15 protein-coding genes and 1 tRNA gene are annotated in these 18,028 nt (G+C 43.2%); 3 read left to right on the plus strand and 13 right to left on the minus strand.

Annotated elements, in window-relative coordinates:
* Window positions 1-16: 16 nt before the first annotated feature.
* The gene (locus AC6RV6_RS19035) at window positions 17-811 is read left to right on the plus strand and encodes a creatininase family protein (protein WP_500242459.1); all 795 of its coding nucleotides are present in this window, start codon (window positions 17-19) and stop codon (window positions 809-811) included.
* 33 nt (window positions 812-844) lie between these two features.
* Here the strand turns inward: AC6RV6_RS19035 and AC6RV6_RS19040 are convergent, their stop codons facing one another.
* The 9 genes from AC6RV6_RS19040 to AC6RV6_RS19080 form a co-directional block, all read right to left on the minus strand.
* A complete protein-coding gene (locus AC6RV6_RS19040) occupies window positions 845-2,683 on the minus strand; it encodes a sensor histidine kinase (protein ID WP_500242460.1) in 1,839 nt (612 codons plus the stop codon).
* 657 nt (window positions 2,684-3,340) lie between these two features.
* Entirely contained in the window at window positions 3,341-4,237 is an 897-nt protein-coding gene (locus AC6RV6_RS19045) for a phosphate/phosphite/phosphonate ABC transporter substrate-binding protein (protein ID WP_500242461.1), read from the minus strand.
* 50 nt (window positions 4,238-4,287) lie between these two features.
* Entirely contained in the window at window positions 4,288-5,181 is an 894-nt protein-coding gene (locus AC6RV6_RS19050; RefSeq protein ID WP_500242462.1) for a phosphate/phosphite/phosphonate ABC transporter substrate-binding protein, read from the minus strand.
* 84 nt (window positions 5,182-5,265) lie between these two features.
* Window positions 5,266-6,528 carry a glutamate-5-semialdehyde dehydrogenase gene (locus AC6RV6_RS19055; protein ID WP_500242463.1) on the minus strand — a complete coding sequence of 421 codons (1,263 nt, stop codon included), beginning with the start codon at window positions 6,526-6,528 and terminating at the stop codon, window positions 5,266-5,268.
* Between the two features lie 18 nt (window positions 6,529-6,546).
* The gene (locus tag AC6RV6_RS19060; RefSeq protein WP_500242464.1) at window positions 6,547-6,945 is read right to left on the minus strand and encodes a hypothetical protein; all 399 of its coding nucleotides are present in this window, start codon (window positions 6,943-6,945) and stop codon (window positions 6,547-6,549) included.
* Window positions 6,946-7,279: 334 nt separating this feature from the next.
* Window positions 7,280-7,353 (minus strand) — tRNA-Pro (locus tag AC6RV6_RS19065).
* Between the two features lie 55 nt (window positions 7,354-7,408).
* On the minus strand, window positions 7,409-7,777 hold the full coding sequence (locus tag AC6RV6_RS19070) for a DUF1818 family protein (RefSeq protein ID WP_500242465.1): 369 nt from the start codon (window positions 7,775-7,777) through the stop codon (window positions 7,409-7,411).
* 11 nt (window positions 7,778-7,788) lie between these two features.
* Window positions 7,789-9,300: a serine/threonine protein kinase gene (locus AC6RV6_RS19075; RefSeq protein ID WP_500242466.1), complete on the minus strand. Its 1,512-nt coding sequence runs from the start codon at window positions 9,298-9,300 to the stop codon at window positions 7,789-7,791.
* Window positions 9,301-9,322: 22 nt separating this feature from the next.
* Window positions 9,323-10,906, minus strand: coding sequence for a serine/threonine protein kinase (locus AC6RV6_RS19080; protein WP_500242467.1), 1,584 nt, complete (start codon window positions 10,904-10,906; stop codon window positions 9,323-9,325).
* A gap of 213 nt (window positions 10,907-11,119) precedes the next feature.
* Between AC6RV6_RS19080 and AC6RV6_RS19085 the strand changes: the two genes are divergently transcribed.
* Window positions 11,120-12,097 (plus strand): PRC-barrel domain-containing protein, encoded by a 978-nt coding sequence (locus AC6RV6_RS19085; protein ID WP_500242468.1) that lies wholly within the window; start codon window positions 11,120-11,122, stop codon window positions 12,095-12,097.
* A gap of 71 nt (window positions 12,098-12,168) precedes the next feature.
* Here AC6RV6_RS19085 and dcm read toward each other — a convergent pair whose 3' ends face one another.
* Window positions 12,169-13,488 (minus strand): DNA (cytosine-5-)-methyltransferase, encoded by a 1,320-nt coding sequence (gene dcm / locus AC6RV6_RS19090; protein WP_500242469.1) that lies wholly within the window; start codon window positions 13,486-13,488, stop codon window positions 12,169-12,171.
* Between the two features lie 101 nt (window positions 13,489-13,589).
* Here dcm and AC6RV6_RS19095 point away from each other — a divergent pair, with 101 nt between their 5' ends.
* Complete coding sequence (locus AC6RV6_RS19095) at window positions 13,590-14,063, plus strand: globin domain-containing protein (protein WP_500242470.1); 474 nt, start codon at window positions 13,590-13,592, stop codon at window positions 14,061-14,063.
* 87 nt (window positions 14,064-14,150) lie between these two features.
* On the opposite strand, the gene hypD is transcribed toward AC6RV6_RS19095, so the two are convergent.
* The 3 genes from hypD to hypF are packed head-to-tail and all read right to left on the minus strand — an operon-like array spanning window position 14,151 to window position 17,960.
* Entirely contained in the window at window positions 14,151-15,275 is a 1,125-nt protein-coding gene (gene hypD, locus AC6RV6_RS19100; RefSeq protein WP_500242471.1) for a hydrogenase formation protein HypD, read from the minus strand.
* A 5-nt stretch (window positions 15,276-15,280) separates the two neighbouring features.
* The gene (locus AC6RV6_RS19105) at window positions 15,281-15,529 is read right to left on the minus strand and encodes a HypC/HybG/HupF family hydrogenase formation chaperone (protein ID WP_500242502.1); all 249 of its coding nucleotides are present in this window, start codon (window positions 15,527-15,529) and stop codon (window positions 15,281-15,283) included.
* A 10-nt stretch (window positions 15,530-15,539) separates the two neighbouring features.
* Window positions 15,540-17,960, minus strand: a complete 2,421-nt coding sequence (gene hypF / locus AC6RV6_RS19110; protein WP_500242472.1) for a carbamoyltransferase HypF — start codon at window positions 17,958-17,960, stop codon at window positions 15,540-15,542.
* Window positions 17,961-18,028: the final 68 nt, after the last annotated feature.

An 18,028-nucleotide genomic window follows, 5' to 3' on the forward strand; every position in this document is an offset into this window, starting at 1 on the left:
ATCAATAACCAAATTAATGCACGGATTTATCCCGCCAGAACGATTTTTTGCTTATTTGACTTGGACAGAAATTCAAGCCATGCCAGATAAGGAAAATACAGTTATCCTGCAACCCATCGGCGCGATCGAACAACACGGACCCCATTTACCTCTTGCTGTTGATTCTGCAATTAGTGTTGGAGTTTTGGGCAAGGCATTGAGGCAATTAGATACAGCGATTCCCGCCTATGCTTTACCGCCATTATACTATGGAAAATCCAACGAACATTGGCATTTTCCGGGGACAATTTCCCTTTCAGCCCCGACACTTTTAGCGACCATTAAAGAAGTTGCTGAGAGCATTTATCGGGCAGGATTTCGCAAATTAGTGTTAATGAACTCTCACGGCGGCCAACCGCAAATTATGGATATTGCCGCACGGGATTTACATCAAGAGTATAGCGATTTTCTTGTTTTTCCTTTTTTTACGTGGCGCGTTCCTCATATTGCCCAAGAAGTCTTAACTCAGAAAGAATTAGAAATGGGTATTCATGCGGGAGATGCCGAAACGAGTATCATGTTGGCGTTATTACCCGAACAAGTTAAAATGGAGAGAGCCGTTTGCGAATATCCCCCAGAATTATCCTCAGAAAGTTTGTTGAGTATTGAAGGGAAATTACCTTTTGCTTGGGTAACTAAAGATTTAAGTAAAAGTGGCGTGATTGGGGATGCGACAACAGCAACTCGAGAAAAAGGCGATCGTATTCTCGCTTCGGTTTCAGCAGGATGGGTGAGAGCGATCGAAGATGTTTATCAATTTAAAATGCCTTAAAATTCTGGAAATATAAATTTGTTAATAAATTTGTTATTGATGGGGTTTAATGGGCAAGGCGATCGCAAATTCCGTGCCGTCTCCGGGTTGAGACTCGACTTGAATTGTACCCTCGTGTTTTTCAATAATTTGATAACATATTGTTAAACCCAAGCCCGTTCCTTTCCCGATGGGTTTGGTGGTAAAAAATGGATCGAAAAGTTTCTCTTTGAGCGCTTCTGGAATACCGGAACCATTATCGCGGATTCTAACGCAGACGCGATCGCGATCTAGTTTCTCAGTAGTAATAACAAGCTGTTTGCATTCGATTCCCGCTTCAAACATGGCATCTAAAGCATTGGCAATTAAGTTCATAAACACTTGATTGAGTTGAGCGGGATAACAGAAAACGAAAGGAAGATTGCCGTAATTTTTCACGACTTCTACCCCTTGTTTGAGGCGATTGCTGAGAATCGTTAACGTATTATCAATGCCCGCATGGAGATCCACATCTTTCATCTCCGCTTCATCTAAACGAGAAAAGTTTCGCAAAGATAAAACAATTTCCTTAATGCGATCGCTGCCCATTCGCATCGATTTAAGCATATCAGGCATATCCGAGCGCACGAACTCCAGATCGATCTCTTCGCTCAGTTCTTCGACTTCAGGGGGACTTTCAGGGAATTGTTGTTGATAGAGGTCGAGTAACGCAAATAAATCTTCCACAGAACGTGTGAGATGAGCGAGATTTCCGTGAATAAAACTGACAGGATTGTTAATTTCGTGGGCAACCCCCGCCACCATTTGCCCCAAACTCGACATCTTTTCCGTTTGAATGAGTTGTGCTTGGGTTTGTTTGAGATTGTGGAGAGTTTGCTTCAGTTCTCGGGTGCGTTCTTCCACCCGTTGTTCTAAGGTTTCTTGAGACAGTTCTAACTCGTGGGTGTATTCTCCCGTCCATGCAATCAACTGATTGAGAGAATCAGCCAAGATTCCCACCTCATCTTTGGTCGTAATGGGGGCGCGGAGGTCGAAATTAGAGTCTTTGGTGACATCCCGGGCGACTTCCGTGACCACCTCCAAGGGACGGGCGATCGCGCGACTGGTACGCCAAGCGAGTAAAGCGGCGATCGCCACAGCAAAGCCCAAGCTACTGAGGATTATTCCCAAGCGCAAGCGATCGGCATTGATTTGTCTGATGAGAGCAGCTTCTTCTTGTTTTTCGGCAGCTTGTTCGATACGCAGCAAATCCTCACTCAAGCGCTCGAATTGCAGGCGCAGATCGAGGGCTTCAGAGCCAGCGATCGTCTCGATAACCTGCTGTCGGGCGAGAGGAATGTCTTCCGGTTTTAAATTCAAAGGATCGACGCTCTGCCACAAAGCCTGCATTTTCACTTCGTAGTCATCAATCGCGATAATATAGCCTTGTTGCATCTCTAAAAATTCGTCCCTCGGGACGGCAATATTATCGGGATGAGCTTCAACAAATTCTGCCAGCTCCGAGAGAGTTTCCCGCAAGCGAGTGTTATTGTTGAGAAATTCGCTGGTTTCGTACTCGAACCAGATCGCATCCTCTAAAACCATCACCAATTGTTGCGGGTGAAAGCGAACTTGGAGAATCGCATTTTCAAGGGTATTGAGAAAATCTTGCTGGTGTTCTGCCCGGTGCAATTGTTCTTCGGCCTGTTTTTGGTAATAGTCCCCGGCTACTAAACCGATCGCCCCTCCAAACACGGCAATCCCGATGGCGAGGGCGTAACCATAACCAATTTTTTTAGCAATGCTTAAATTTTTGCCCAAACGAGTCAGGGACTGAATGGATTTTTGGTTGATATACCATGCAGGGCTTCGAGTGCGATCTTCCTTTGCAGCTTTAGAAGGAGTCGAATTCATTACTCAAATAAGTTTCTCAAAGAAATATTGTTAAAAGCAATCAACAAAGTAGATGAATGTAATTTTTGATAATTAACGTCAGTTCGGGTTAAGGAATACTCCTTTGATTAGTGAGAGATAATCTATTGCGATTGCTAACTTTGATTTGGGAGAAGTTCTTCTGGGGATTAGCCTCCCGCGCATGTTCCGCTCTCTTGGTTGATTGGATAAGCTGTATAGCCTCCAGCATGGCTTCGCTAACGCGAAGCGTTCCCGAAGGGAGTAGGCAACCTCAGCATCTCTCAACTGCTTGCCCAGCAAGTTCAGTCAATTTTTACGGAGGTTGATACGTTCTAAAGACTAGTTTCTCAAAAATTTAGGGTTTTAGCTTAACCTAAACTCAGGTTAATTAATAACATCATTTTAAAAAAAAAGTTGTGAAAAACCTGTGAAGATATCCTGAGAAATCAGAGAAATACATCTAAAAGAGAGGAAAAATTTGTTGGCAAGAAAACTACAATTGTCTGTCCACCCCATCATGTTTGCGGCCGAGAGAACTTTAACAAAAAGGTTAATTTTTTTAACAAGGCATGAGGAAGCCTCAAACTTCCGTCAGAGGAATTTGTGCTGTTTTATTATCGAGAGAACCTTACGTATAATTACGGAGTATTATTTTGACTACTGAATTAAGTTTTCTTGACCGATCGCTCGATATACTGACCGAATTGCCTCGTAGTCGTCGGTATTAACCGGAATTAGAGAAGAATCCTTGAATTTTTTAGCGAGGGCGGGGGAAGCGAGAATACCCTGTACAAGACGTTCTTGGTTTTCTAGCATCCGCGATCGGATTTCTTCGATGACGGCTGGCGCGAGTTGGCTGCTAGCAACAAAAATATCCCCCGGTAAAAGTGGTGTAGTGGCAATGATAGGATAGTCGCTTTCGGAGAGATTTTCCGCTTGAGTCACACTTTTATAACGATGAGAAGTCCTAATCGCTGCATCCACCCGGCCATTTTTTAAGGCTTGTAAGGAATGTTCGCCTAACATCACCGTTTTAAAATCAGATTGGGGATTTAATCCCTCGGCCATCAGCATTTGCGTAGCCCCCAAATGAGTACTCGTCGAGCCAATTTTATACATATCGATGGTTTTCCCTTTTAAATCAGCAAGGGATTGCAGTCCGCTCTCGGCGCGAACAATGATAACCGCACGAAAATCGGGACGTTTGAGAGAGACGACAGGAATAGCTTTGGCTCTCGCTTGTAAGATGAGATATTCCGATGGACCTGCCCAAGCCAAATCGATTTGGCCGGTCAGCATGGCTGGGGTTGCGGCAGTAAAACCATCAACGGGGAAAAATTCAATTTTGTTTCCTAAAACCTCTGCGAGTGCCTGTCGAAACGGTTCGTAGTCTTGTTCGAGTTCTTCGATTCCTTCTGCATCGGTGACTGTAAAATGCAGAGTTTCGGGTAGGTTGGCGATCGCCTCACGGTTGGTTTCAGTAGAATTACGGACAGTTGCAGAACAACTGGCGAGAAACAGGCAAGAATACCCGATAAAAGAACGTCGTTTCATGGTTTTTCATCCTTTAATTTTGTGTGTCTAAAAAAATGCACCCGCGATCGCTACTCCAGATACTCTCCTTGTCCGATCGCCTTATAGACCTCGCGAATCATGTCATAATCGGCATCGTTGGCGGGGGTGAAGGTCGCATCTTTAAACTTGCCCGCGAGAGCTTCTGACTCCTGTATGGCTTGCAAAAGTTTATCGCTATTGGCCAGCATTCGCGATCGCAGTTCTTCGACCACTTCGGGAGTAAATTGACTGCTGACGACAAAAATATCCCCCGGAAAATTTTCTCCGCGAGCGAGAATGGGATAATCGGCTTCGGATGCCCCTTCTTTGGCCAATTCTTTTTGATACACATGGGCGGCTCTCGACCACGCATCGACTCGACCTTGTTTTAAGCCTTCAAGACTATTCGTATCAGGCATAACAATTTGAAAATCCGTTTTCGGAGTTAAACCCGCATCCATTAACACCTTAATGCCGCCAATATGGGAAGTATTAGCGCCAATCTTTTGCATATCAATCTTTTTATCTTTTAAATCTGCAAGAGATTGAATGCCACTATCCCCGCGCACGGAAATCGTGGTGTAATAATTGGGACGATTGAGGGTTACTAACGGGATCGCTTGACTTCTGGCTTGAATGGCCACATATTCCGACGGTCCCGCCCAAGCGAGATCGAGTTGTCCCGATCGCAAGGCAGAAGCGGCAGCCAGTTGGCTGTTCACGGGAACGAATTTGATGTTCGTCTCGAAGATTTCTGCGATCGCCAAGCGAAAAGGTTCGTAATCTCGCTCTAATTCTACTAATCCCCTCACATCCGTCACGCCAAAACGCAGAGTTTCCGGTAAGGAAACATTGGCGTTTTGAGAATTTCCCTCGGTGGCAGCAGTGCAGCCTGCTGCAAATAAAAGGGAATAAATTAAAAAATTACGTCGTTGTATGAGCATATTCCTCCAGTGTTGGCAGACTATTGAATGAGATTTTCCTGTCCGATCTCCCGCAAAATTTCGCCGATCTCTTCATCTTTAGGTTTAAAATCCTCGACCTTGTACGACTTGTTTTAGGGTTGTCAGGCTTTCCAAACCAATTAATCCGCGTCGTTGACCTTTTTGATTAGAAATCCCTAAAAATACCGCATCGCTGCGTTGGGGATAGCGAAAAAAACGCGAAGATGAATTGATATACACCAACGCACTGTTGACTCCTCGTGCAAATTGTTGACTTTCCGTATAAGATTCCGTCACTAAACAATCAGCATGACCGCTACTATAACGATCGATCCATGCGATCGCATCATCAATATCATCGATCGCTTTAAATGCAACTATCTTTTTCAGATAAGCATTACCCCATTCTCGTTCTTCTGCCAACTTGAGTTCTTCGGGAAACGCATCGTACAACTCGCGATCGCCTCTTATTTCAAAGCCTTGCTCTTGCAAATTAGCAAACAAGCGCATCAAAGAGGAAAAATTCCCCCCGCGACAAATGAGAACTTTTTCGATCGCATTCACCGGATCCGGTTCGCTGGCATGACTATCGAGAATCATCTCCCGTACCACATCGAGATCGCCACTAGGAGAACAATATAAATAGCAATTGCCAATCGCTGCGGGTAAAACCGGGACAGTGGACCATTGCGAAACTTTCTGCACGAGACTGGCACGGCCATAAGGAATGGCAAGATTAATATATTGGTTTTGAGAGACGAGTTCTTGAATGGAAGACCCTTGCTCGGGGGGGATAAATTCAATGCAGTGGAGGGGTAACTTGCTCTCGGCGATCGCGTTTTGCAAAACTTTTGCGATCGCCGTATTGGTATGACTGGCTTCGCTACTCCCCCGTAAAATGAGCGCATTGCCAGTTTTTAGACAAAATCCAGCCGCGATCGCCCCCAATTCGGGAAAGGCTTCGTAAATGAGGGCGATCGTTCCTAAAGGCACTAACTGACAGTAAGTTTGGGAAGATTCGCTGGGGTGGGATGCGTGCCTGACTTGTAAAATCGGATCTGCCAAGTCTGCCAGTCGTTGCAAAATATGAATCGCTTTCTGTAGGCGTTCGGGGGTTAATTTTAACCATTCTCGCAGACTTTCGGGAATGGCCATATCTCGCGAAGTTTCTAAATCTAGGGTATTCGCCTCGAGAATCTCCTCTGTTGCCGCTTCGAGATGTTGAGCAAGGGCTGCGATCGCCAAACTCCGTTCGACACCCAGAACGTTTGCCAATTGCCGCGCAGCGCGAGAGGCTTGTTGAAGGCTGTGGGAGATGAGGGTTTGGGAGTCGTTATCTCGGTTCATCTAGCATTAGAGAGAGGGTTAACGTCGATAGGAGAGCCAGATTGCAAAAGCGGGAACGATCGTCAACAATACCACTAAGATTGGTAAAAAAATATGAGGAAATCCCGATTGCAATACTAATAATCCTCCCATTAAGATTAACAAGATCGAAATCCCCAACACGGGAATATAATTTTCTCGTAAGGGTGTTCGCGTGACAATCCAACGATGTCCCGTCCATCGCCACGATCGCTTATAAGGATAGGTCGTCGATAATTGTTCGATAACGCGGCCGCTTTCTTCTAAGACAAAAATTTGCTGACAGCGATCGCAGCCAAAGGCTTCTGTGAGTAAGATCGGTTTTAGGGTACCTCGCCGCCGACAGGGACAGGGATACTTGTTGTTTAAGTCAATTTTTGGCGGTTTTTTGATCTGCACGACTTGACAACGATAACAGGCAATGCTAAAGAGCGTTCGTGGATTCGCCGCTTTCGGTGAGAATCGCGATCGCCATTTATCCTTATCTTATTGAAATCTTCCCTGAATTTCGACTCTGGACTAACTTTTTTAGAGTCAAACGAAATAACCCATCAATAAAAAATTGACAAGCTGAGAGTGAGTAGTTGACCCTCCCCGCTCTAAAGAGACGGGGATTCGGAAGCAGTCCAATCAACCGCTTTTTTTTAATGTTCGCCGCACCGTTGCAGTCGGTATTAAAAGCCTGATTTTGTTAAACTTTATAACCCAGACTTTGAACTTTTTTTAACTTTAATCGGAGCGGCGGGATTTGAACCCACGACCCCCACTACCCCAAAGTGGTGCGCTACCAAGCTGCGCTACGCCCCGAATTGCTTTCGCAGTTACTTATCATAGCACAGTTTTAGGGAAATAGGGCAACCCATCAAAAAATAGTAATCGTTTGTGCCGCCAAGACTAATTCCCGCACCGCATCTGCTGACCAATTCCCCTCGCATCGCCGCCTAGAATTGAGAATTAGGCGCAACTCATAAGCATGAGGAAACCCTTCTGCTTCCATCCAGAGGCGATCGCTTTCCACTTCGCAGGCGATTCGTTCCTCCTCCATTAATTCTGCTGCCATTTGGCTCATAGTTTCTGCCAATTGCCCCAACAAGCGGCAAAAGTCCTGCCATTCTTCCACTGTCAACTCAAATGCCCAATCTTCTCCCCCGACTAATGCTTGATACGCTTCTGCCTCAGGATGCCAGCCCAAACGCCAGCCAGAACCGCTTTTGAGGATACGTTCTTTCATAATTCTTCATCTTATTTCCCAGTTTTTAAAAACCGATCCATGAGTTCTGGTTGCAGATCGCGATCGTCATATTCTCTCCTACTCTGATAAGGTTTGAGAAAATCCTCTATCTCTTGCTTTAACCAAGTTTGCTCGCTTTTTGTTCTCCCAATCGCAAATTTATATTTCTGCACTGCATTGCCTGCATTAATTGTTCCTCCGGCAAATTTATAAGTATGAATGCAGTGATGCAAACTCAGGTTTTTCGGCTGAAAGTAACGAGAAAGAAAATGAGACTCTTTTGTCACTTCTAGTAAATCTTTGGTTTTGCCTCGTTCTGTTTGTCGATGGATAAAAAACTGACGAGTTATGCTGAAAGTATTGCGATCGATTTTCAATGAAGTTTTCAGAAAAATGGAATACAAAATAGATTCAAAAAATACCAATACTATCCACCAAAGAGGAAGTAAACAGAGGACAGCTAATAATACTTGACTCATTCTATTCCACGGAATAAAACCTGTCAATAAAACAGGTACATCTTGTAGTAAATTGGTCAGACGAGGAAACAGGAAAATTCCCGTTAAACTACCAATTCCAACAATCGCGATCGAAGCAATTGCTAAATAGCCGATTTTTCTGGCATTTAATCCACCTGCAGGAATCTTAATTTCAAGGGTTGTACGAGTGCGTTTAAATTCGATTTTACTGCCGATTGGTAAAGGAGAGACAGAATTTTGTAAAGGAGAAGTTAGCGATCGCAATGCTTCAGTGGCAGAAGTAAAACGATCTTCGATTGCAGGTTCTAACATCCGATCCAACCAATCAGCAAAAGGAAAAGAAAGATCGAGACGAGAACGAAAATCAATTTTTAACTGCGTGTTAGGAAAATCTGCGGGAGTTATGCCACTGAGAATATAAAGCAAGGTTGCCCCTAAACTATATAAATCTGTAGCTGGATAAGCCTTGCCTTGATATTGTTCGAGAGGCATATATCCATAAGTTCCAACAATGGTACTCCTCCCTATTTGAGATTGGCGATAGGTGTCTTGAACTGCACCAAAATCAACGAGAGAAATTTTCCCATTAGGCTGTTGAATTAAGTTTTGCGGTTTGATATCGCGGTGAAAAACAGGTGGCTTTAATTCATGTAAATAATTGAGAATATTTAAGACTTGTTCTGTGATTGCCTTTGCTTCTGCTTCTCGACTGTGCCATCCTTCAGTCACTAACTCAGCTAGGGATTTTCCTTGCACGAAATCTTGGACGAGATAGAAACCGCGATCGCTTTCTGTATCGGTTTGAAAATAATCAATATACTGTGGAATTTGTGGATGATCTAATTGTTTTAAAATTTTTGCTTCTCTTGCAAATAGATCGAGAGATTTCCAATTTTGTAAATGACTAAAAGACAAGACTTTCAGAGCAACTGTTATCTGCGTTTGTCGATCTATTGCGATGTAGGTGATGCCAACCCCTCCTCTGCCTAAAACACCTTCAATGCAAAAGCGATCGCGAACAATGTCTCCTTTTTGATGTTGCATGATAAAACAATCTTAAATTTACTCAAAATAGCGATCGCGAAACTTGAACCAAAAAGTGGTTAATTTCTCGAGCGATCCATTCCTGTTCGCTGCGTTTGAGACGAGCACCAAATCGATAAGATTTATCAGTATAATGTAACTGGATAGCACGAGTCATCCATTTGAATGTCTCGAAGTCTTTGAGAACTGATTCATCTGCACTTGCACGGGCTAAAGTATTCGTTTTATCTCGTCCTTTTTGTTGATAAAAAAGTAGTCGGTACGTTAATTCAACTTTTTGGCGATCGATGTTTAAAATGGTTCGTTCGCAAAGATATTTTAAACCGATCGCTAAAACGACCAAGGTTATCCAAAACAAGAAGATAGTCAGAGATTTTATTGCCCCGGTATGAATCGCAACTCGCGTGTAATGGAAAGTCCATACCAGCCATAAACTGGCAAAAAGAGTCAGACCCATTTGTGCTAGTTTCAACTTGAGTCCTTGATACCAATATTTAAGCTGCGGTATGAGAATACAGCACGAAATTTCAAGAATCCAAAATAAAAATAAATGAAGTCCAGAATAAAAATCGTAAACTAAGCCGTTTTCCATGGCCTGTCCTGTAAAATTAAACGTAACAATAAACCAAAAGAAGGTAAACGCACTCAAGCCAATTTTTGCGAGGGTTAATTGCAGCATCTGAAAAAGATTATTTGCCGCCGGAAATTCAATTCTCAGACGTTCGGGCGAGCGCTGCAATTTAATCCAACTCGATTTAATAGTTGGCTTATTAGGATCGAAGGGAGGCAGTTGACTAAGAGGATCTTTGAGGGCTTTTAAAGCCTCTTCTGCGGACAAAAAACGCCCTTCTAGAGTGGGATCTAATATTCTTTCCAACCAGTCAGCAAAAGCCGGCGAAAGCTCGAGGCGATCGCGAAAATCAATCTTTAAACGCTTATGGGGAAAATCTGAGGGCAAACATCCTGAAAGCAGGTAAAGAAGAGTCGCCCCCAAACTATATAAATCTGTAGCTGGATAGGCTTTTCCTTGATATTGTTCTGGGGGCATATACCCATAAGTTCCTACGATGGTACTGCCCCCGATTTCAGTTTGTGAATAAATGTTCTGCACTGCCCCAAAATCAACCAGAGAAATAGTACCATTCGGTTGTTGAATTAAATTCTGAGGCTTAATGTCTCGATGAATCACTGCGGGCTTGAAATCATGGAGATAAATGAGAATGTTCAGAACTTGTTCGGCGATCGCTTTAATTTCTCCTTCACTACCTCGCCATCCTGTCTCAATGAGTTGGGCGAGAGATTGTCCTTCTACTAACGCTTGAGCAATGTAAAATTCGCGATCGCCGTCGCGATCGACCTGTAAATAATCAATATATTGAGGAATTTGCGGATGATTGAGTTGTTGTAAAATTTGCGCTTCTCTCTCAAAGAGATCGAGAGCTTTCCAATTTTTTAAATGAGTAAAATGTAAGACTTTCAGAGCAACGGGAGTGTGGGTATTTTCGTCTGTGGCTTGGTAAGTCGCCCCGACACCACCTTGCCCGAGAATCCCTTCGATGCGAAAGCGATCGCCGACAATATCCCCTGTTTGATGCGGTAATTTCATAAACTGCAATGGCGCGTTGAAGGTAAATGCCTTGATGCTGCACCCATTAGCTTAACCTATGACTTCGATTCTGGTTTGCGAAAATTCTACTGGTGTAGCGAGAATAAAAGTTTAAAATTTACGCTATTATCGGAGAATTAGAACACAGCGATCGCATTCGCGACACAAAATTTTATATTCTTCTTATCCAAAATGCTCCAAATGCAGGACACGATGACCACTGACATTATTCGCCTTCGCTCTGATTTTATCAATACTAAGGTAATCGCCAACAACAACGCCAGACAAGTAGGTGTTGTTAAGGACATTTTAGTGGATATCGATCGCCGGGAAGTGGTGGCACTGGGACTGCGAGACAACATTCTCTCAGTGACGGGAATGCCCAAATATATGTATTTAACGACGGTGGAAAGAACTGGAGATGTGATTCTCGTTCCCGATGAAGACGTAATTGAAGATGTTGATGTCGATGCCTACAGTAGCTTAGTAAATTGTGAGGTGATTACCGAATCTGGAGAACTCCTCGGTCGAGTCCGAGATTTTCAATTTAATACCGAAGATGGTCAAGTCGTTTCTATTATCATCGCTTCGATCGGTTTGCCGCAAATTCCCGAACAGGTTCTCAGCACCTACGAACTCCCCGTAGACGATATTGCCAGTGTCGGACCCAATCGTATTATCGTTTTTGAAGGCTCGGAAGATCACCTCGTCCAGATTTCTGTCGGGATTTTAGAACGCTTGGGTATTGGTAGTCCTCCTTGGGAACGAGATGAAGAGGATATTTACTCGACTCCAGTGGTTAAATCAGATAATCAGCTTCCCACGGGTATTCCTGTTAATCCTCCTCCAAAGCGTCAAAAACGGGCAGAACCGGAATGGGATGAGGATGAATGGGAAGAAGCACAGCCGAAAACTTTACCGCGTCGTCAAGCTCAAGCGATGCCCTATCCAGAATACGAGGAAGAACGCCGCGATCGCGTTTACGATCGCGAGGAAGAGTCAAACTGGAATGATGCCCCTCGGGAAACTTACGAACAAAAAGCCTATGTAGAACCCGAACAAGAATACAACTACGATGAAGATGTCAAGCGGGATGTTTGGGATGATGATGTCAACCCCAAGGATTATAAGCCCCAAAAGCTCAATATTCCCGAAAAAACGAAGATGCCAGAGTACGAAGATAATTATTAATTGATTCATTAAGAGTCCCACAGTTGTGCTTCCACGCTCAAACTGTGGGGCTTTTCTCTTGATTTGATGAGTCAATTTTTTTCAAACTGGCGTATTAAAGCATATAAACGACGCACAATGCTTTCAATTACGGGAACAACAACAGTATTTCCTAATAGATCGAAAGCTTTTTTTTCTGGCAAATTAATCCGATAGGAATCAGGAAAACCAAATAATCTCAATCCTTCGCGAATTGTTAGTTTTCTTAATCCATTGCCATCTACAATGGCTAATCTTTCCATATCCGTTGCAACAAGTGTTGGAGCAAAACCATTCGGATCTAAAATTTTATTAATCTCAAAACTCAGTTTACCCGTAACAATATTATACCCTTTAGATAAATCTTTTCTGGGTTGTCTTTTTTTTACTTTTTTACCATTTTGATTAAACAGTTCTACCTCATCTTTAGGGTGTTCAAAAGCAAGATATTTTTTTTCCACAAGATCGTCTAGTAGTATTTGTAAATCTTGGAATTCAAAAAGAGTATCTGAATTAAAAAAACTGGCAATTTCATCGAGAGTTAAAGGCATCCCATCCATCCATTTAATTCCTTTCAACGCCGCCCATTTTTTCTTACGTCTTTCTTTGAGAAAAAGATTTAAAAAATTTCTTTGTGTCTCGCTAACCTGCCCTTTCAGATTGATATCCCAACTATGAATATTATTATTTCCACCTCGTTTGTCTTTGATAGATTTTCCGACTAATTCATGTAGGGAATATCTCGCGAGTAAACAATCGATAAATCTGCTTTTCAAAGTCGGTTTTTCCGTCTCTAAAATATCGGACAGAGAGACAGATTTTGATTTGGGTAGAGTATCGAGAAAAATAGCGTGCGATCGCGTACCCACAATATAAACCCGCTTGCGATCTTGGGGTACGCCAAAATCGAGAGCATTTAAAATTTCCCAAGTTACTTTATAGCCTAAATCTTTTAATATGCGAAGAATTGTATCTAAAGTTTTGCCTTTATCATTCGTAACTAAACCTTCTACATTTTCTAGGATAAACTCACTCGGTTGTTTGTCTCGCAAAATCCGTTCGACCTCAAAAAATAAAGTTCCCCGAGTATCGGCAAATCCTTGTCTCGTTCCTGCACTACTAAAGGCTTGACAAGGGAAACCGGCTAAGAGAATATCACAATCGGGAATCTCCTCACTGGGAATGGTTCTAATATCACTCCTAACTTCACTATTGGGAAAATTTTCTTGATAGATACGGACGGCATCTGCTTTAATTTCTGATGTAAAAACACACTGAGCCTTAAGATTAAGTTGCTGACAACCTCGTTCTAATCCTAGGCGAACCCCTCCTAATCCTGCAAAAAGATCGATAAAGCGAATTGTTTTTTTCATTAATCTATCAGATTATTTGGAGAAAATCGGCATAAAATATTGTAATTGAAATATTGACGATATTCAAGTACAATCAGTTTGTTCAATTCTTATCTATTCAAATGAAACCAGAAACGATCGAAATTGTTAAGTCTACCGCTCCTGTAGTTAAAGAACATGGTAAGGCAATCACTAAAAGAATGTATGAGATTGCTTTTAATGAGCGTCCCGAGTACAGAAGATTTTTTGAAAATACTCATATGAAAAGTGAAGAGGAAGGTCACAAACAGGCTGCTAAATTAGCCGCATCGGTCTATGCCTATGCAAGTCATATCGATGAGTTAGAGAAATTGAAAGACGCAGTAGAACATATTGCTAAAGCTCATGTCAATACTCGTGTAATTGCCGAACAGTATCCTGTTATTGGGGAATGTTTATTAGCAGCAATGAAAGATGTATTAGGAGATGCGGCTACTCCAGAAGTCATGGAAGCATGGACCGAAGCTTACAATAGTTTGGCTGATATTTTCATCAGCCGAGAAAAAGAAATCTATCACGAGCAAGAAACAGAAATCAAAGCTAATTTTGTCAATTAAAAGTTATTATTGAAGTGACCCACGACTTAATAACTGATTGGGGACGTTAAAATTAACGTCTCTGACTACTATCGCACTCAAAAACTGTTAAGAGCGAGCGATCGCTAACCGACCGTATTTATAATAAGCCGCACAAGCCCCCTCAGAAGAGACCATACAAGTTCCAATGGGGTTTTCTGGGGTGCAGGCAGTGCCAAATACTTTACATTGCCAAGGCTTTAAGACCCCTTTCAGAATCTCTCCGCATTGACAGGCTGCCGCATCAGCTACATTTTGGTTAGGCAATTTAAACTTAACTTCTGCATCAAATTTTGCATAAGCAGAATTTAATTTTAAACCCGAATTGGCAATATTACCTAAACCTCGCCATTCAAAATCCGGACGCACTGCAAATACGCGCTTAATGGCAGCTAACGCCTGTTGATTGCCGTCAGGTTGTACGAGGCGAGTATATTGATTTTCTACCTCGCAACGCCCTTCTAAAAGCTGTTTGAGGAGCATCCAAATGGCTTGGAGAATATCGAGGGGTTCAAAGCCGGCAATCACGACAGGTTTATGATATTTTTGGCTAATTAACTGATAAGGTTTAGTGCCAATAATCGTACTAACGTGACCGGGGCCGACGAAACCATCTAACTGTAAATCGGGATTATCGAGTAAGGCTTGTAAGGCGGGAATAACGAGAACGTGATTGCAGTAAAGACTAAAATTTTCAATTCCTTCTGTTTCTGCTTGTAGGACGGTAAAAGCCGTACTCGGGGCAGTGGTTTCAAAACCCAAACCAAAGAAAATAATCTCTTTGCTGGGATTATCTTTAGCAATTTGCAAGGAATCTAAAGGAGAGTAAACCATGCGAATATCTGCCCCTGTTGCTTTGGCTTGTAATAAGCTATATTTCGATCCCGGTACTCGCATGGTATCGCCAAAGGTGACAAAAATAACATTCTTATTTTCTGCAAGGGCGATCGCATCATCTAATCGTCCTCGGGGCATTATACACACGGGACAGCCGGGACCGTGAATGAGTTCGATATTATTGGGAAGAGTTTCTTCAATGCCGTATTTAAAAATAGTATGAGTATGACCGCCGCAAACTTCCATGAGTTTTAGAGGGTGATTTTGAGGGCGAGGGATGCGATCGCTCAATTTTGCAATTTCTTGAATGAGGGCTTTTGCTTTTTCGGGATCGCGGAATTCATTAATGTATTTCATATTAGTTATTGGTTATTTACTGTTAATTGTTCGAGGATAGAGAGAGTTTCGGCGGCCTCTTCTTCATCGAGACGGTTGAGAGCAAAACCGACATGAACTAAAACCCAATCACCTACGCAAGACTCGGGAGGATGCTCTTCATCAACAATGCAAGCAATATTAATTTGCCGTTTTACCCCACTAATATTAACCGTAGCGAGTTGATGTTCAATATTAGTAATTTCTGTAATTTGACCCGGAATTCCTAAACACATAATTTTGTTCTTAATAACTGGTGACTGGTGACTGGTGACTGGTGACTGAATAACTGGTGACTGAATAGGCGATCGCAGCTTGTCCGAGAGAGAGTCCACCGTCGTTGGGAGGAATTTGCGAATGAGTTAAGACTATAAATCCTTGTGCCTCAAGTTTCTGCTTTACGCCTTGATGTAAGATCGAGTTTTGGAAGACTCCTCCAGTTAACACAATTTTTGGTTTTTGCGTTTCCATCTGTTGGCATAAGTGTAGAGTTATGGCTGCGATCGCTTGAATTAACCCACGATGAAATTTAGCTGCAATTTGCGATCGCGGCACGCCATTTTTCAAGTCTGCTAGTAATGCGATCCACAAAGGACGAGGTTCGAGAATAGTTAAAATTTCATCATCCTTTGTTTTTAGTTTCTCTAATGCAAAGGGATAACCCTCAGTTTCTTCAGGGTGACTTAACATCTGCGACTCTGCGATCGCTTCCAACATCATCGCCCCTTGTCCTTCGTAACTGCAAGATTCCCGACAGATGCCGATCGCAGCCGCTACTGCATCAAATAAGCGCCCGCAGGAAGAAGCGAGGGGCGAATTAAGTTTTTCTGACATCATGCGATCGAGCAAATTTAATGGTTTTGTCGCCAAAAATGCAAATAACTCCCCTTTTCCCTTCCGATCCCTCTCTTGCAAAGGGAAGTTAGGGGGGATTTTTCCGATCTCCCAAAGATGGCCGTAAGTATTGCGCCAAGGTTGATAAATCGCTTGTTGTCCTCCTAACATCGGTACGGGTTTAAATGTCCCCAAACGCGTAAAACTGCGATAATCTGCGAGGATAAATTCTCCCCCCCAAAATGTCCCATCCTCTCCATATCCCAAACCATCCAAAGCTATTCCTAAAACAGGATTTGCATCAAGAGGTAAACCATTATCAATCATACAGGCGGCAATATGAGCGTGATGGTGTTGAATACTGATGATGGGGAGATTATTAGCCTCAGCGAGAGCTTTGCCTAATTTACTCGAAAGATATTCAGGATGTTTATCGATCGCAATAACTCTCGGTTGATGTTCTAATAAGTTTAAATAAAGATTGAGGGATTGTTCGTAAGCCGCAGAAGCCGCCGCATTTTCTAAATCGCCAATATGTTGAGAAACAATTCCTCGACCTTCTCGTAACAAACAAAAAGTGTTTTTTAATTCGCTTCCCATTGCCAGAATAGGGAAAGTATTAGCAAAGCCTGAAGGGAGGGAAATAGGGGCGGGTGCATAGCCTCGGGCGCGACGCAAAATTTGCATTTTATCACCCATAACTCTGACGACTGAATCATCGACGCGATTGATAATATCGCGGTTATGAAATAAGAAATAATCGGCAACTCCAGTTAGTTTTTCTTGAGCAGTTTGATTATTAATACATTGAGGTTCATGGGAAAAATTGCCACTGGTGAGGACGATCGGGCGATCGCAATGCTGCCAAATGAGATGATGTAAGGGAGTATAAGGCAACATAAATCCCAAGCGATTTTGACCCGGTGCAACCGAAGGGGCGACCTGTTTTTGACCCTTTGCAACCATGAGAACGATCGGCGCAGCAGAAGATTGTAAGAGGGCGCGATCGCGATCGCCAATCCGACAATATTGAGCCATAATTTCTACATCTCGTGCCATCAACGCAAAGGGTTTGTGAGGTCTGCTTTTACGTTGACGTAACTTTTGTACGACTTCCTCGTTGGTGGCATCGCAGGCGAGATGAAAGCCCCCTAACCCTTTAATGGCGATAATTTTGCCCTGTTGTAGGAAAGTGCTTGCTTGGGCGATCGCATTGTCTAATTTTTCCCCGTTTACCCCTTCTAACCACACTTTCGGACCGCACCTCGGACAAGCCGTCGGTTGAGCGTGAAAGCGTCGATTTGCGGGGTCTGAGTAATCATTTTGACAGTCCGGACAGAGGGAAAAAGCAGCCATGCTAGTTTGAGCGCGATCGTAAGGCAAGGCTTGAATGAGACTCAAGCGAGGACCGCAGTGAGTACAATTCGTGAAAGGATAACGATACCAGCGACTCGAGGGATCGAAGGTTTCCCGTTGACAAGCCGGACAAGTCGCAGCATCAGGGGGAATTTCCGTGCGAACGGGACTGGCGGTACTGGGGGCAATGGTAAAATTGGTATAGACGCGATCGCTCTCATCATTTTGACGTTGAATCGCTGTAATTTTAGAGAGAGGGGGGGCTTCAACTTGCAAGCGATGGAGAAAAGTATCGAGGGAAAGGCGATCGCCAACAACGCGAATAAACACCCCCGAGCCATCGTTTCCCACCTCTCCCCGCAACCCACAGTCTGTAGCGAGACGATAGACGGTAGGGCGAAACCCTACCCCTTGGACGATGCCAAAAACGCGAATTTCTTCAGCGATTTCTGAGGAAGAAGAAAGATTTAATGGCATAGATATCCTCTTACTCTATCGTTTATTTTAACACTCATTGACAAAGCGATCGCTTGTCCGTAACACTA

Source organism: Spirulina sp. LEGE 11439, from assembly GCF_059821285.1.